We start from the raw sequence: 15,709 nt of genomic DNA, 5'->3' as shown, positions 1-15,709 counted from the left end.
CGACTGGCCGGGCCGAGGGATCAGGCGGCCTGCGCTGCCTCATATTCTTCGTACAGGCCCATGCCTTCTTCAGGCAGCCAATCCAACCCCCAATCCAGCCAATCAGGAATGTGGGCGTCTTTCACGCGATCACAAACCGGAAAGTAGCCTTTGAGGTCGAGAATAGGCGTGCCCTCGAAGGCGTCTACGTTGCGCACCTGAATAATACCGTTGGCTTCATCCAGGGCGATGATTTCACAGACCGTCAGGCCAATAGGGTTTGGGCGATATTCGGCGCGTGTGGCGAAGACGCCGGTGAGCTTGTCAGGCGCGTAAGGCGGGTAACAGGTCATCTCGCGCCGGCTTTCCGACGTGTCCTGCCGATCGGCCCACCACAAGACAATAACGTGGCTGAAGTGTTCTAACTGCTTCAGGCCAGCGCGATAGGGTGGGGCGATATGCAGGCAATAGCCACTTTCCGGGCGATGCACGGTCCCGATGGGCTGTACGGTGTAGGTGTTTGTTTCTTCACTGTTCTGGGTAAACATGGGTTGCTCCTTTTCAGACAGATTGGTTAACTACTGACAGAATAGCGAAGAAACGGCCGTTCCGCCTGACTCTGTTTGCTGGCTTGCCCGCCTGTGTTTGCCCGGCTATCAGGCTGAATCTGATAAATTTTGCGTCCTTTACCCGGCTGCCTCAGCTATCCCTCATATCCGCCATATCTACTGATAAAGGGGTGTCCGCCTGTTTTTTGCTCTGTGCGGCCTCTTCGCCAGCCCTCTCATCCCCAAAACAGCGCTCATCCACATCGCCGCCAAGGCGCACCTGCCAGAGACGCTGCTTACGCAGTTGGAAGAGATGTCTCTGCTGCAACATCACAACAGCCACACCTTGAGCCTGCATCCGCTGCTGCATGAGTACGCGGCCGATTACGTCCAGCATCTGCCGCAGTATGCTGTCTTAAAGGGACAGTTTGTGGCCTGGTACGCGCAGTACGCATCTGAGCGGCGGGGCAAATACGAGGAAGTGCAACTGGACTTTCACAATATCCAACAAGCGTCAGATTATGCTTACCAGACAAAAGATTGGGAATCACTGTACCTGCTTTGGGGACCCATTGCCGAACATTTGTGGGAACGAAGCCAGTGGACAGCTTACCGTCAGGTTAACCAGCGCTATTTGGAAGCGGCCATCGCCCGGGGCGATCTGGCGGTCGAAGCACAGGCGCGTTCCCGATTGGGCTGGGTATCAGTTGAAGAACAGCTTTACGAGGAGGCCAGAACCAACTTTCAGCGCGTCCAGGAGATTTGTGACCGGCTGGAAATTGTCCCCGACGGGGTGCGCGTCCGGCGGCATCTGGGTGTGCTTTATACCGAATGGGGCGATTTGACTCTGGCGAAGCGCTATCTGCAGGAAGCAGAAGCAATAGCCTGCGCCAACGGACAGGAAGAGTGGCCCACCATGCACCTGGCGCTTATCGCTCACGCCCAGGCCGGTGTCTTCATGAAATCGTGTAACTTTGCCTCGGCTTTATCTTACGCCGACCAGGCACAGGCAATTCTCAGAACCACGAATAACCTGGAATCGCTGCCCATGATACAACTCAGGCAGGGCGATATTCTGTATTTGCAGAAAAGGCAGGCGGAAGCAGAAACGGTTTGGCGCCAGATTGCGTCATACGGCCGTGACTACCACCCAGAAGAGCGCATCATCGCCGGGGCCATGCAGCGCCTTGCCCAGGTAGAAGCCGCCCGCGGTCAACAAGAACGCGCTCTGGACTGGGCTTACGAAGCGCGTGATATTTATATTCAAAGCAACCTCGCATCGCTGCGTCACCAAATAGAAGCCGTTATTGACAAGATCCATTTTGCCCATGAACAGTCACCAGCCGGGCAGTGGGGCGAGTTTGAATTGTGGGACTGATGAGGGAACAACGGCCGTAAACGCATTCAAACGGCGCTCGCTTTCAAGTAGTGACGCCAAACACTTTCACTCATGGCGCCAACCGCTGCTTCCACACGCTCGACAAGGGCCTTGATTAAAGGTCATTTGTAATCAAAGTGGCAGTCAAATACCAACCTTTCCATAACAACTTCTTGTACATACTAAAAATGTATGTACGGTTACAAGGGGCATGTAGAGCTGTAAAAAAAGTGTGTTTAGTAGCTAAAAACACGGATCGAAAACGGCCGTGTTTATCACTTTCGGCATGGTTCATCGAGCAAAATATCATCTTTACAAATTTACGCGGCATTGTCATGCTGAGCGGAGTCTTCGGAGCGAAGCATCCCGCTCCCGCCAGAGGAGGGGATGCTTCGGGGGACCTCAGCATGACACCTCTTCTTGTTAAATTTGTAAAGCACCATTAGCTTTAAATGAACCATGCCTCACTTTCTTAACCACTATGTTTGCGACGCACAATCGAAAACAAGTCGAAACCAAAGTGTATGTACCTGATTCCCAGAACGAATTCTCAATAACTGACAATACTGCTGCGCAAATGTCGTCAAATATAACCTTCTCAAATAATGTATGGGTTGAGAATGAGAAGCAGCAAATTGATTGGATCACTGGAGCGCTGAATGCCACGCCAGTGCTTCGATGAGCGGTTTGTGCTGCTTGTTGTTAGATTGAAAGGACACACTTCCAGAAGGTGTGGCCTGATTTGGCTATACTGATGAGTTCAGTACTCAGATATATGTTTGTCCAGCTTGAGTTTGAACCCGGTTGAGTCATATTTCGAATTGCTGCCCGAGTAAGCCGTACATTGACTTCCAAAACGTTTTGAATTATATTGTAAAAGGTTCCCGAAACGTTTTGGGAGCCTTTTTTCCTTTTCAAACCTTTGTCTGAATCGCGCGGAAGGGAAGTGCGTATGGCCGTTACACTCAAGGACATCGCCCACAAAGCAGGCGTTTCCATTACTACTGTATCACGCGGGCTGGCTGACTATGACGATGTGGCAGTGGAAACACGCCAACAGATCCGTCAGATCGCCCAAGAGTTAGGCTACCGCCCCAACCTTCTGGCGCGCCGCCTGCAAAAGCAGCGCACCGACACCATTGGCTTCATCCTACCCACCTTTGGCCCCCGTTTTTCTGACCCCTTTTTCAGTGAATTTTTAGCCGGGATTGGCAACGAAACGACCGCCCACGAATATGATCTGCTCGTCTCCACCCACGCCCCTGATAGCCCTGGTGAACAGCAAGCATACCAACGCGCTGCCCAGGGCGGCTGGGTGGACGGGATGATTGTGGTGCGCACGCGAGAGGATGACGCCCGCGTCCGTCTGCTACATAAACATAACTTTCCCTTTGTCGCTTTTGGCCGTTCCTGCTGTGACCTGGATTTTCCTTACGTAGACGAGGACAGTGCTGCCGGGATGCGCTTGCTAGTGCAGCATTTTATTGACTTGGGGCATCGGCGTATCAGTTTTATCGCCCCGCCAGACAATCTGATGTTCGGCCGTTTGCGGCGTGAAGGGTTTCTGGAGACGATGGCCGCCAATGGGCTAGTCGTTGCCCCGGAGTGGCTGGTGGCGGGCGACCTGACGCAGCGGGGGGGCGCGGAAGCGGCTGGACAGTTGTTGGGGGCGGGGTTGGGGATAACGGCCGTTATCGCCAGCAACGATCTCATGGCCATTGGAGCCATCAACCGTATCCAACAGCACGGCCTGCAAGTCGGCCACGACATCGCTCTGGGTGGCTTCGATGACATCCCCCTGGCCGCCTATACCTCCCCACCCCTCACCACCATCCACCAACCCATTTACGAAATTGGCCGGCAAGTCTGCGCCATGCTCATCGCCCTGGTCAATGGTCTTTTGCCCACTCCAGCCCACATCCTGCTAGAGCCAACACTTATCATCCGTGAATCAAGCGGACCACCTATTACACCGCTGACTTCATCGTAGAGCGATTTTCCAAATCGCCCTATCCCATAAAAGAGGAGGTGATTGACTGAAACTAACAGTAAACAGGTTATGTTGAGGCCTTCCGAAGCATCTCAATCGTTTGCAACGACCGAGGTCGTCAGGATGTTTCGTTTCACTCGATGTGACACGGACACAATATTTTGTAGAGGAAATGTCTCGTCTGACGAACTTTGTCTGCTTTTAATGTGAACCGAACGGATAACGTTGATTCTACCCATATCCGCGTCCATCCGCGTCATCCGTCCCCAATCCCCTGAGGAGGAAAGAAAAGCATGTCTCGTTATCTCAAATTACTCGCGCTCTTACTGAGCGCCGTCCTGCTCATCGTCGCCTGTGGCGGCGGTGACACCCCGGCTGCGCCAACTCCAGCGCCAGCCCCGGTCGAAGAAGCCCCGGCCCCCGTCGAAGAAGCGCCAGCTCCAGCCGAACCCGTCGCTGTTGGCGACGCGGTCTTCTTCTCCACCCAATTTGTGCCTGTCGAAGAGCAAGAAACCTTCCGCCGCATCTTGGCCGAAGGCGGCTTCGACGTGACAGGCTCCGAAGAAGGCCCCCTGATTGACCTGGTGCTGGCCGGAAGCCAGGCTGGGCAGGGCACAATAGACGTGATCGGCGCGCTGCATGGCACCTATCCACCTCTGGCCCGCGCCGACGCCATGCGCAACCTGATTGACCTGGCCGAAGATCTCTCCGACAGTCGCGATTTCGCCCCGGCCTTCCTCGAGACCGGCCTGCTTGGCACGGATGACTTCCTCAATTACATCCCCTGGATGCAGGCCACCTACATCATGGCCGCCCATAATGACGCCCTACCCTACCTGCCCGCCGGGGCCGATTTGGACAACCTGACCTGGGAACAGTTCGCCGAATGGTGCCAGAACATTCTGGATGAGACAAGTGAACCGCGCTGCGGCCTGCCCCACGCCGGCCTTTTTAACCGTTTCCTGCAAGGTTACATGTGGCCCTCCTTCACCGGCGGCATGGTGGGCAACTTCCGCAGCAACGAAGCCATCGCCATGATGGAATGGGCGCGCGACAGCCTGTGGCCGACCATCCACCCCCAATCCATCAACTACAGCTTCATGCAAGAGGCGCTGTTGTCCGGCGAAGTATGGGTAGCTTTTGACCACACCGCCCGCCTGATTGACGCCTTCAACGCCGATCCGGATAACTTTATAGCCTTTGCAGCCCCGGCCGGTCCGGCCGGTCGCGGCTTCATGCCGGTGGTCGTTGGTCTCGGCATCCCGGCCGATGCGCCCAATCCGGCGGCTGGCGAGGCAGTCATCGAATTCCTCACCCGGCCGGACGTACAGGAAGCAGTCTTGAAAGAGTTGGGCTTCTTCCCGGTGGTCGGCGGGGTGGATTTCTCTGATTTACCGGCCGGGGTGGCCATTGAAGCGGCGGCGGTGACAGCGCAGGCCAACGCCCCGGATGCGCTCCCGGCGCTGCTGCCGGTGGGCCTAGGTGAACGCGGTGGCGAGATTAACCAGATCTACCGCAATGCGTTTGACCGGATTGTGTTGAATGGCGAAGAGATAACGGCCGTTCTCGACGAGGAAGGTAACAATCTGGCCACTCTGATGAACGAAACTGGCGCGCCTTGCTGGGCGCCAGACGCCGTCAGCGATGGTCCCTGCCCGGTCGCGCCATTGGGTGAAGCAACTGCCGCACCGGCCGCACCGCTGATGGTTGAGCAATCACCAGCCGTGTTCTTCTCCACCCAATTCGTCCCCGTCGAAGAGCAGGAAATCTTCCGCAGCATCCTGGCCGATGGCGGCTTCGACGTGACCGGCTCTGAGGAAGGCCCGCTGCTGGACCTGGTCCTGGCGGGCAGCCAGGCAGGCAGCGGCACGATTGACGTAGCGGGCGCACTGCACGGTACCTTCCCACCTCTGGCCAGCGCCGACGCTATGAGCAACCTAATTGACCTGGCCGAAGATTTGCAGGCCGACAGAGACATCGTCCCGGCCTTCCTGGAGACGGGTTTGCTGGGTAGCGACGACTTCCTCTACTACGTGCCCTGGATGCAGGCCACCTACATTATGGCCGCCCACAACGACGCCCTGGCCTATCTACCCGCCGGGGCCGACCTGAACGCCCTCACCTGGGAGCAGTTCGGCGAATGGTGTCAAAACTTGCTGGCCGAGACGGGCGAACCGCGCTGCGGCCTGCCCCACGCCGGGCTGTTCAATCGCTTCCTGCAGGGCTACATGTGGCCTTCCTTCACCGGCGGTATGGTCAGCACTTTCCAGAGCGACGAGGCGGCGGCGATGCTGGAATGGGCGCGGGATAGTCTGTGGCCGGCCGTGCATCCCCAATCGATCAATTACGCATTCATGCAAGAACCGCTGCTGGCCGGTGAAGTCTGGGTCGCTTTTGACCACACCGCCCGCCTGATTAACGCCTTCAACGCTGAACCGGATACGTTTGTGGCCTTCCCTGCCCCGGCGGGGCCGGCTGGCCGCGGCTTCATGCCGGTGGTCGTGGGGCTGGGTATCCCCGCCGACGCCCCTGACCCAGAGGCTGGCGCGGCGGTAATTGAGTACCTGACCCGGCCGGTGGTGCAGGAGCGCATCTTGAAAGAGTTGGGCTTCTTCCCGGTGGTCGGCGGTGTAGACTTTTCTGACTTGCCCGCAGGCGTGGCCCTTGAGGCCGGCGCGGTGACGGCGCAGGCCAATGCCCCGGACGCCTTACCGGCGCTGCTGCCGGTGGGCCTGGGCGAACGCGGCGGTGAGATCAACCAGATTTTCCGCAATGCTTTTGACCGGGTTGTCCTTAATGGCGAGGACATTGCCACCGTGTTGGCCGAAGAAGGGGCAAACTTGCAGGCGCTGATGGACGATACCGGCGCGGCCTGCTGGGCCCCAGACCCGCCCAGTGATGGCCCCTGCCAGGTTCAATAATCAGTGAGCAGGAGCAGTGAACAGTGAGCAGTCATCAGCTCACTGTTCACTGTTTACTCTCTCTAAAGGACCCTGGATCGTGACAGAAGGAAACATTAAACGGAAACGGCGGATTAACTGGATTCCTTACCTGCTCATCCTGCCTTCAATTATCTACCTCATGCTCTTTTTTGCCTGGCCGATGGTGCAGGCGCTGCGTCTGGCGGTTTGGGAGCAGAATGCGCTGCTGACGCTGCGTGAGGAGGCAGACCAGGACAGCCCGGTGATTGCCCGTTTACCCCAAGGCAGCCAGGTGGAGGTACTAGACCGCCAGGGCAACTTCATCCCGCCGGAACTGCTGGCGGATAGGCGAACGCTGCTTATCGAACTCTGGTTCCAGATCAGCGGCGAGGATGAGGCGGGGCGTATGATGACAGGCTGGTCCCCGGAAACCCGAGTCCGCATACGAAGTGAGGCAGCGGACGGCACGCCGTTGACCGGCTCTATCCGCACCCGTATTGGCGCGGCGGCCGACCCGCTGACCAGTTTGTACAGTGAACCGAATGACAACAGCGAAGTGTTGGGGCAATTAGCGGCGCAAACGGCCGTTACCATCATAGACCAGGTAACACTGGAAGTGTGGTATCTCGTCCAGGCGGAGCAGGATGGTGAACTGGCCGCCGGTTGGGCCCCTTCTCGCTATATCCAGGTCTTTGGCGAGGGCGAGCGCGGGCGCATTGATCGGGGAGACAGCGGTCAGTTTACTACCAAATACATCGAGCGCATGGTCACCGACCGCTTTTTCAAACCGGCCATAGCGACCACCATTCTACTGATGCTGATCATCATCCCCATCCAGTTTGCCCTAGCAGTGATTATGGCTCTGGTGGTGCAGGCGCGGCTGAAGGGCAATACCATGTTCCTTTACATTTTCGCCATTCCCCTGGCCGTCTCCGACCTGGCTGTCGGCATTCTCTGGTTCTCGATTTTCACCCAAATTGGCTATCTGAATACGATTTTAATGGGGCTGGGGCTGATCAGTTCTCCGATAACCTTCCTATCGGCTAATACACTCCCCTGGATTATTGTGGCCATTTGCCTGGCGGAGGTGTGGCGAGCCACGGCGCTGGTGATGGTGATCGTCGTCTCCGGCTTGCAGGCGATTTCTGACGAGGTGTTGGAGGCGGCCGAGGTATTTGGGGCGACGTTGTGGCAGCGGGTGCGCCACGTCATCTTGCCCATGCTGCGCCCCAGCTTGCAGGTAGCCTTGATTCTACGCACGATTTTGGCGCTGCAAGTGTTCGCCGTGGTCGTGGCCCTCAGCGGCGGTGACGTGGTGACAGTGTTGGCTAATGAAACCTACCGGCAGTATAACGATTTGCGTAATCCGAACGTGGCGGCAGCTTATGCCAGCTTTATCTTGCTGCTTTCGATGGTGAGCGCCATTATTTATTTGCGGATGCTGCGCACCCAAGAGGAGGCGATGGAATGATGAGTGAACAGTCAGGAGTAACGGCCGTGCAAGCCAGCGCCGAAGTCCAGGCCATCCACCGGCGCATGATACGTCGCCAAAAGCTGAACCGGGGGCTGACCTATGTGGTGGCTATCCTCATCTCCCTCTGGGTGTTGGTCCCCATTTACTTTATTGCTTCGATGGCCCTGACCACCCGCGAAGAGGTGCGCGCCTTTCCCAAAGGCGTCCTGCCCTTCATCCCCTTCTCCACCGAGACGATGCGCTTCTTTTTGAATTCCAGCGGTATCATGTCTGGCATCATCAACAGCATCATTGTAGCCGTTATTACCCTGGTCCTCTCAACCATTATCGCGGCTCCGGCCGGTTACGCCATCTCCCGCTACATCTTCCCCGGACGTGACTCCTTCCGCCTTTCGATTTTGGCGGTGCGCGCCTTTCCGGTGGTGATATTAGCCATCCCCCTGGCCGTCGTTTTCATCAACCTGGGCATCTTCGACAGCGTCTACAGTCTGGCCCTGATGCACACGGCGTTGACGCTGCCCACCACCATCCTGATCATCGGCAGCGTCTTCGCCAGTATCCCGTATGAATTGGAAGAAGCGGCGCAGGTGTTCGGCTGCACCCCTTTCCAGGCGTTCCGCCAGGTTGTGCTGCCCCTGGTGCTGCCCGGCATCGCCGCGGCGGCCATTTTCACTTTCGTCATGTCCTGGAACGAGGTCTTCGCCGCCAGTGTGCTGACCATCCAAAACCGCACCCTGCCCGCCCAAGTCCTCAACTCCCTGGGGCAGTCGTCGGAACCGTACAAATTTGCCGGGGGCTTCTTCATGCTCCTGCCATCGGTGATTTTCATCTTTTTTATTCGCCGCTATCTGTTCAACATGTGGGGGCAGGTGACGAAATAGGTAATTCTATGGCAGAGATATTAATTGAGAACGTAACCAAACGCTTTGATGACTTTGTGGCTGTTGATAACGTCTCCCTGACGGTGGAAGACCAGGAGTTTGTGGTGCTGTTGGGGCCGTCCGGCTGTGGCAAAACGACGCTGCTGCGAGCGATTGCCGGGCTGGGCATGGCCGATGAAGGGCGCATCAGCATTGGCGGCCATGATGTGACTTACCTGCCCCCACGCGAACGGCATATTTCCATGGTTTTCCAGAGCTATGCCATCTTTCCGCACATGAAGGTGTATGACAACATCGCCTTTGGCCTGAAGATGAACAAACTGGAAAAAAAGGAAATCGAACGGCGGGTGGGGCGCGCAGCCGAACTGCTGCACATCGAGGAAATGCTGGACCGCTACCCGAATAAGATGAGCGGCGGGCAGCGGCAACGCGTGGCCGTGGCTCGGGCCATCGCCATGGAAGGCCAAATCTTGCTGATGGATGAGCCGTTGAGTAACCTGGATGCGCTGCTGCGCCTGGAGATGCGCGCCGAACTCAAGAAGTTGCTGCGCGAAATTGGGGCGACGACGATTTACGTTACCCACGATCAGATTGAGGCATTGAGCATGGGCGATCGTATTGCGGTGATGAAGGATGGCATCATCCAGCAGTTCGACCATCCCAATACGGTATATGATTTGCCCGTCAACTTGTTTGTGGGCAGTTTCATCGGCAACCCGCCGATGAATTTTATGGCGGGACAGGTACAGCGGCACAATGGGCAGGTGCAGGTGAGCATCGACGATTTCCACTTAACGCCGGAAGCGGCGATGCAGGCAGAGTTAACGCGGTGGGACGGCCGTCGTATCATTCTGGGCATCCGCGCCGAAAATATGGAAACGCTGGCCGAACCAGCGGCCGATTCCCTACCGGTAGAGGTGTTAGTTGTAGAACCGCTTGGTTCGCAAAATTTGCTGACGGTAGAGATTGGCCAGGACACGGTGAAAGTAGCCACCCACCCCACGTTCCAGGTCACACCGGGGGAAACGGTCTATTTACGCTTCCCGGCGGATAAGATTCGCTGGGTAGACCCGGAGAGTGGACGGGTGTTGTATGGGTGAAACCGTGATCCATAAGCCGTAAGCTGTATACGGATAACGGACGACGGATAACGAATAACGGATAACGGGTAACGGACTATGCTGGCACTGTTGCAAGAGATTTATGGTGAGGAGGTGGGGCGAGAAACATTTGGGCGAGTAGAGGCATTGATGGCGGGGTATCGGAAGCGGCTGCCAGAGGTGACAACGGCCGTTCTCACCGCCCGAGACGCCATCCTCATCACCTATGCCGATCAGGTGGGTGAGGCGGGCAAGCCGTTCCTCCCCATCCTGACCGACTTCTGTCAAGCGCATTTGCAGGCCGTGGTCAGCGCCATCCACCTGCTGCCCTTCTATCCTTACTCTTCCGACGATGGTTTCTCCGTGATTGATTATCAGCAGGTGCGACCCGATTTAGGCGATTGGATGGATGTAGCCCGGCTGGGACAGCAGTTCCGCCTGATGTTCGACGCCGTGATCAATCACATCTCAGCCGAGAGCGCCTGGTTCCAGGGCTTTTTGCGTGACGAACCAAGATACCGCGACTATTTCACTGTGGTGGAGCCGACGACCGATTTATCAACCGTTTTCCGTCCCCGCGCCTTACCCTTACTGACAGAAGTGGAAACGGCCGTTGGCCGCAAACACGTCTGGACTACCTTTAGCCCCGACCAGATTGACCTGAACTACCGCAACCCCGACGTGCTGCTGGAGGTACTGGAGACGTTGCTCTTCTACGTCAGCCAGGGGGCGGAATTCATCCGCCTGGACGCCATCGCCTTTATGTGGAAGGAGGTCGGCACGCGCTGCCTCCACCTGCCGCAGACCCATCAGATCATCCAACTGATGCGCGCCCTGCTGGACGAGGCAGCCCCCCACGTCATTCTGATTACCGAAACCAACGTGCCTCATGAGGAAAATATCTCTTATTTTGGCGACGGCCGTAACGAGGCCCAGATGGTGTACAACTTCTCCCTGCCACCGCTGACGCTCCACACCTTCCACCAGGGAGACGCCAGCGCCCTCTCCCAATGGGCCGATGGGCTGCGGCTTCCCGGCCCACGCACCACCTTCTTTAACTTCCTGGCCTCCCACGACGGCATTGGCCTGACCCCGGCGCGCGGCTTCCTCAGCGAGGGGCAAATCGGGGCGCTGGCGGCGCGGGTAGAAGCGTTGGGCGGCTTTGTCTCCAACCGCCACCAGCCGGACGGCAGCGTCAGCCCGTATGAGCTGAACGTCAACTACCTGGATGCCCTGGGCATACCGGGAGTGCAGGAAGATGTGGAGCTGGTGGCGCGGCGTTTCATGGCCGCCCAGGCGATGATGCTGGCGCTGCGCGGCGTGCCCGGCATTTATTTCCACAGCCTCTTCGGTTCGCGAGGCTGGCCGGAGGGTGTGGCGCAGTTGGGCTACAACCGGGCTGTCAACCGGCAGAAGCTGGCGCGGGCGGACCTGGAGCGGGAATTGGCCGATCCACTGTCGCTGCGGCAGCGGGTATTTCAACAGTACCGCCATCTGCTGCGGGTGCGGGGGCAAACGGCCGTTTTTGACCCGGCAGCGGAACAGCAAATATTATTCCTGGACCCGGCCCTGTTTTGTCTGGTTCGGGTGGCAGGAAACGGCCGTGAGGCCGTTCTCTGCCTGCATAATGTGACTAACCAAAGGCAGAGTGTCTCGATTGATTTGCGCCCGCTCGAATTAACCAGGCCGTTGTGGGATGTGGTTGGGGGGAGAGAGGTGGGGGGTAACGGCCGTTATCTCTCCCTCACCTTACACCCGTACCAGGTTTTCTGGCTGCGGCCGACATAAGTGATCAAGTAAAACCGGTTATAATAGTCAGAAAATAGGCTTGATGGAGGTTGCGGAATGGAAAGAAGCATTGCTGTTGTGTATGAAAAAGGGATGTTAAGGCCGTTGTCTCCCTTGAATTTCCCAGAACACACGCGACTTGAAATTCAGATTATAGAGGCAGGAGATGAGAGCAAACGCGATGCGGAAAAAGCGTATCAAATCCTGGTACAGGCCGGGTTGGTGCAGCCAGCTATCATCCGTGAACGTGAGCCTGCGCTAATTTCTGATAAAGATAGGCGCGAAGTTGCTGACGCTTATGGCCTGGCCGGTTCATTATCGGATGTCATCATTGCCGAACGAGATGAAGCATGACGACCTATTATCTAGACACCAGCGCCTTAATTAAGCGATACGTCACAGAAACAGGCAGCGAATGGGTGCAGAGCCTCTTCGACTCAAAAGAGGATCACCTTTTCATCACCAGCCGGTTGACGATGCCTGAAGCCTTCAGCGCATTTGCCCGCCGTCTCCGCGACCAATCTGTCACCCTCGCCCAATACAACCTAAATGTTGATCTTTTTCATGATGATAGCAGCAGAACCTACAAATATGTTGAGCTGACGCTAGACGTTATCAACCTGTCTCGACATCTTCTAGAAAAATACCCTTTACGGGCAAACGATGCTGTTCAATTAGCCTCGGCCATACTTACCAATCGTTTGTTGGTATCAGCTAATATGCCTCAAGTGCGATTTCTGTGTGCAGACAATAATCTGATCTTGGCCGCGACCGCTGGGGGGTTGTTCAGTGAAAACCCGAACGAGAAGACATGAACATCGGCTTTATCTCTTTTCGTTTTGCCGGGACCGACGGCGTTTCGTTGGAAGTGGCTAAGTGGGCGGCCATTCTGGAAGCGATGGGGCACACCTGCTGCTACTTTGCCGGGCAGTGTGACCGGCCGGCCGACCGCTCCTTTGTTGTGCCCGCCGCCTTCTACCAGGAACCGGAGATGCTGGCCACCCACCAGGCCCTCTTCAGCCGCCCCACGCGCACGCTGCAGGAAACCGCCTGGATTCAACAATGGCGCGCCTACTTCCATGCCCAACTGCATCAATTTGTCCGCGCCTTCAACCTGGACCTGCTCATCCCGCAAAACGTGCTGGCCATCCCGCTCAACATCCCCCTGGCCCTGGCCATCACCGACCTGATTGCAGAGACGGGTATTCCGACCATCGCCCAATACCACGACCTGGCCTGGGAGCGTAAGCGCTTCCTGGTCAACGGCGTGGGCGACTATCTCAGCGCCGCTTTCCCGCCCGATTTGCCCTCGATTCAGCACGTGGTCATCAACAGCCTGGCGCAGCGGCAGTTGGCCTGGCGGCGCGGCCTCAATGCCAGGCTTGTGCCCAACGTGATGGATTTTGCCACGCCACCGCCCGCCCCGGATGGCTACGCCGCCAACGTCCGCCGCGATTTGGGGCTGGCCGACGATGAACTGCTGATTTTGCAGCCGACGCGGGTCATCTCGCGCAAGGGGATCGAACATGCCATCGAGTTAGTTTCCCGCCTGGGGCGCAAGGCGCGGCTGGTCATCTCCCACGCCAGCGGCGACGAGGGGGACGCTTACGAACAGCGGCTGCGTCAATACGCAGAGCTGATGGGCGCGCCGGTCTTGTTTGTCGGCGACATTATCGGCGACGAGCGGGGGATATTGCCCGACGGCCGTTCCCGCTACAGCCTGGCCGACGTCTACCCCCACGCCGATTTTGTCACCTACCCCTCGCTCATCGAAGGCTTCGGCAACGCCTTCCTGGAGGCGATTTACTTCCGCAAGCCGCTGCTGGTGCAGCGCTACGACGTCTATGCTGCGGACATTGGCCCGAAGGGATTCCGGGTAGTGGAATTTGACGAGTATCTGACGAATGAAGTGGTAACGGCCGTTAACCACCTTCTAGACAATCCCCATCAAGCAGCGAAAATGGCCGAACATAACTACCGTATAGCTTTACAGCATTATTCTTACCAGACCTTGCAGCGCTGCCTGCAAGCATTATTGGGATTGGTTGGTTGAATGAGTCAGCACGTCTGGGAGCTAGACGTGGACAACTACTTCTGCGGCGCACGGGTGATAAGGGAACGGCCGTTGGGCCGGCTGTCTGGCGGCAGGTCATGGAAACAATCATGCTGCACATGACGCAATACCAGGAGGAACAATGACCAACCCTATCCAGGCTATTCTTATTGGGGCCGGACAGCGTGGTGCAGAAGCTTATGGCGCGTATGCGCTCAGCCATCCGGAAGATGTGCATTTTGTAGCCGTAGCCGAACCGGACACTGGCCGACGCGAGCGTTTTGCCGCCATGCACGCCATCTCCCCAGAATATCAATTTGAGTCGTGGGAGCCGTTGTTGGCACGGCCGTTACTGGCCCAAGCCGCGCTCATCTGTACCCAAGACCAAATGCACACTCCGCCCGCTCTGTCCGCCTTAGACCGTGGTTATGACGTTTTGCTGGAAAAGCCAATGGCAACCAGTTTAGCCGAGTGTCAACAATTGGTTCAAAGCGCCGAGGAAAACGGCCGTCAATTACATATCGCCCACGTCTTACGCTATACCCCCCACTTCCAAAAAATGCGAGAGATCATCCAATCTGGCGCCTTGGGGCAAATTGTTCATGTGAACCATCAAGAAAACGTCTCTTTCTGGCACATGGCCCATAGTTACGTGCGTGGCAATTGGCGCAGCACGGCACAAAGCTCACCCATGATTTTAGCCAAATGCTGCCACGATTTAGACATTTTAATCTGGCTGCTCAACGACACCTGCCAGACAATGAGCAGTACGGGCAATTTGCTGCACTTTCGCCCCGAAAATATGCCGGATGGCGCGCCTGCTTATTGTGTGGACGGCTGTCCGGCGGCCGATAGCTGCCCATTTTTTGCCCCGCTGATCTACGCCGACAGAACACCTTTGTGGCGCAATATGGCCGACAGTGCCAGCGGTATTACCCGCCAGGCAATACAGTGGCAGCTGCGCTCACCCAGGCTGGTACGGGCGTTGAGTAAAGTGATACCGCCATTACGGCAGGTCAGTGAATACCGAGGTTGGCCGAGCAATTTGGTTTCATCAGATGGTGAACGCGAGCATATCATGGCGGAATTAGCGAGAAGTCCCTACGGCCGTTGTGTGTATCAATGCGATAATGATGTTGTCGATCATCAAGTAGTGAACATGGTCTTTACCAACGGCACAACAGTCACCCTGACGATGCACGGTTTGTCCCACGACGAGGGGCGCACCACCCGCATTCAAGGCGCTCGTGGCGAGTTGGAAGCCGCCTTTTTAGTGGCCGGTTCGTGGATTGAAGTGCGTGAACATCGCACCGGCAAACGAACCCGCTACGACACAACTGCCCATAGATCGTCGGGACATGGCGGTGGTGATGCCGGTTTGATGGCCGGATTTGCCGCAGCTCTTCGCCAAAATGATCCGTCTTTAGCTTTGACATCTGCGCGCTTCTCTCTGGAAAGTCACCTGATGGCTTTCGCCGCTGAGGAGGCGCGGCTGGGGAGCGAAATCATACAAATGGAAGCATATCGCAAATCTGATCTTCCCCCGAAAAAGTGGACATCGGGTTGAGAGCAGATAAGGGTACTGTGCATAAACGCG

At 57.0% G+C, this 15,709-nt stretch carries 13 protein-coding genes; 12 read left to right on the top strand and 1 reads right to left on the bottom strand.

Going from position 1 to position 15,709, the window contains the following annotated elements; all coding sequences use genetic code 11:
- Positions 1–20: 20 nt before the first annotated feature.
- Positions 21–527, bottom strand: a complete 507-nt coding sequence (gene tsaA / locus IPM39_10190) for a tRNA (N6-threonylcarbamoyladenosine(37)-N6)-methyltransferase TrmO (protein MBK8986436.1) — start codon at positions 525–527, stop codon at positions 21–23.
- 313 nt (positions 528–840) lie between these two features.
- Between tsaA and IPM39_10185 the strand changes: the two genes are divergently transcribed.
- The 12 genes from IPM39_10185 (at position 841) to IPM39_10130 (ending at position 15,679) form a co-directional block, all read left to right on the top strand.
- Positions 841–1,905: a hypothetical protein gene (locus tag IPM39_10185; protein MBK8986435.1), complete on the top strand. Its 1,065-nt coding sequence runs from the start codon at positions 841–843 to the stop codon at positions 1,903–1,905.
- Positions 1,906–2,857: 952 nt separating this feature from the next.
- Positions 2,858–3,895 (top strand): LacI family DNA-binding transcriptional regulator, encoded by a 1,038-nt coding sequence (locus tag IPM39_10180; protein ID MBK8986434.1) that lies wholly within the window; start codon positions 2,858–2,860, stop codon positions 3,893–3,895.
- A 293-nt stretch (positions 3,896–4,188) separates the two neighbouring features.
- On the top strand, positions 4,189–6,816 hold the full coding sequence (locus IPM39_10175; protein MBK8986433.1) for an extracellular solute-binding protein: 2,628 nt from the start codon (positions 4,189–4,191) through the stop codon (positions 6,814–6,816).
- Positions 6,817–6,895: 79 nt separating this feature from the next.
- Entirely contained in the window at positions 6,896–8,287 is a 1,392-nt protein-coding gene (locus IPM39_10170) for an SH3 domain-containing protein (protein ID MBK8986432.1), read from the top strand.
- Positions 8,287–9,171 carry a carbohydrate ABC transporter permease gene (locus IPM39_10165; protein ID MBK8986431.1) on the top strand — a complete coding sequence of 295 codons (885 nt, stop codon included), beginning with the start codon at positions 8,287–8,289 and terminating at the stop codon, positions 9,169–9,171. Before IPM39_10170 ends, IPM39_10165 begins: the two co-directional genes overlap by 1 nt.
- A gap of 8 nt (positions 9,172–9,179) precedes the next feature.
- Positions 9,180–10,271: an ABC transporter ATP-binding protein gene (locus IPM39_10160; GenBank protein ID MBK8986430.1), complete on the top strand. Its 1,092-nt coding sequence runs from the start codon at positions 9,180–9,182 to the stop codon at positions 10,269–10,271.
- Positions 10,272–10,349: 78 nt separating this feature from the next.
- On the top strand, positions 10,350–12,059 hold the full coding sequence (locus tag IPM39_10155; protein ID MBK8986429.1) for a sugar phosphorylase: 1,710 nt from the start codon (positions 10,350–10,352) through the stop codon (positions 12,057–12,059).
- A 57-nt stretch (positions 12,060–12,116) separates the two neighbouring features.
- Positions 12,117–12,413 (top strand): antitoxin family protein, encoded by a 297-nt coding sequence (locus tag IPM39_10150; GenBank protein MBK8986428.1) that lies wholly within the window; start codon positions 12,117–12,119, stop codon positions 12,411–12,413.
- Entirely contained in the window at positions 12,410–12,874 is a 465-nt protein-coding gene (locus IPM39_10145) for a type II toxin-antitoxin system VapC family toxin (protein MBK8986427.1), read from the top strand. Before IPM39_10150 ends, IPM39_10145 begins: the two co-directional genes overlap by 4 nt.
- A complete protein-coding gene (locus IPM39_10140; protein ID MBK8986426.1) occupies positions 12,871–14,112 on the top strand; it encodes a glycosyltransferase family 4 protein in 1,242 nt (413 codons plus the stop codon). Before IPM39_10145 ends, IPM39_10140 begins: the two co-directional genes overlap by 4 nt.
- Positions 14,109–14,258, top strand: coding sequence for a hypothetical protein (locus tag IPM39_10135; protein ID MBK8986425.1), 150 nt, complete (start codon positions 14,109–14,111; stop codon positions 14,256–14,258). The genes IPM39_10140 and IPM39_10135 overlap by 4 nt, the downstream gene beginning before the upstream one ends.
- Complete coding sequence (locus IPM39_10130) at positions 14,255–15,679, top strand: Gfo/Idh/MocA family oxidoreductase (protein ID MBK8986424.1); 1,425 nt, start codon at positions 14,255–14,257, stop codon at positions 15,677–15,679. Before IPM39_10135 ends, IPM39_10130 begins: the two co-directional genes overlap by 4 nt.
- The last annotated feature ends 30 nt before the right edge of the window (positions 15,680–15,709 follow it).

The organism is Candidatus Leptovillus gracilis (genome assembly GCA_016716065.1).
Lineage (GTDB): Bacteria > Chloroflexota > Anaerolineae > Promineifilales > Promineifilaceae > Leptovillus > Leptovillus gracilis.
The sequence above is the reverse complement of the archived record's forward strand: the minus strand, read 5'-3'. Positions and strand labels throughout refer to the sequence as shown.

What these genes read in the sequence shown, in the direction of transcription:
- tsaA (MBK8986436.1), bottom strand. Translation starts at nt 527, where the DNA reads ATGTTTACCCAGAACAGTGAAGAAACAAACACCTACACCGTACAGCCC.
- IPM39_10185 (MBK8986435.1), top strand. Translation starts at nt 841, where the DNA reads ATGTCTCTGCTGCAACATCACAACAGCCACACCTTGAGCCTGCATCCG.
- IPM39_10180 (MBK8986434.1), top strand. Translation starts at nt 2,858, where the DNA reads ATGGCCGTTACACTCAAGGACATCGCCCACAAAGCAGGCGTTTCCATT.
- IPM39_10175 (MBK8986433.1), top strand. Translation starts at nt 4,189, where the DNA reads ATGTCTCGTTATCTCAAATTACTCGCGCTCTTACTGAGCGCCGTCCTG.
- IPM39_10165 (MBK8986431.1), top strand. Translation starts at nt 8,287, where the DNA reads ATGAGTGAACAGTCAGGAGTAACGGCCGTGCAAGCCAGCGCCGAAGTC.
- IPM39_10160 (MBK8986430.1), top strand. Translation starts at nt 9,180, where the DNA reads ATGGCAGAGATATTAATTGAGAACGTAACCAAACGCTTTGATGACTTT.
- IPM39_10155 (MBK8986429.1), top strand. Translation starts at nt 10,350, where the DNA reads ATGCTGGCACTGTTGCAAGAGATTTATGGTGAGGAGGTGGGGCGAGAA.
- IPM39_10150 (MBK8986428.1), top strand. Translation starts at nt 12,117, where the DNA reads ATGGAAAGAAGCATTGCTGTTGTGTATGAAAAAGGGATGTTAAGGCCG.
- IPM39_10145 (MBK8986427.1), top strand. Translation starts at nt 12,410, where the DNA reads ATGACGACCTATTATCTAGACACCAGCGCCTTAATTAAGCGATACGTC.
- IPM39_10140 (MBK8986426.1), top strand. Translation starts at nt 12,871, where the DNA reads ATGAACATCGGCTTTATCTCTTTTCGTTTTGCCGGGACCGACGGCGTT.
- IPM39_10130 (MBK8986424.1), top strand. Translation starts at nt 14,255, where the DNA reads ATGACCAACCCTATCCAGGCTATTCTTATTGGGGCCGGACAGCGTGGT.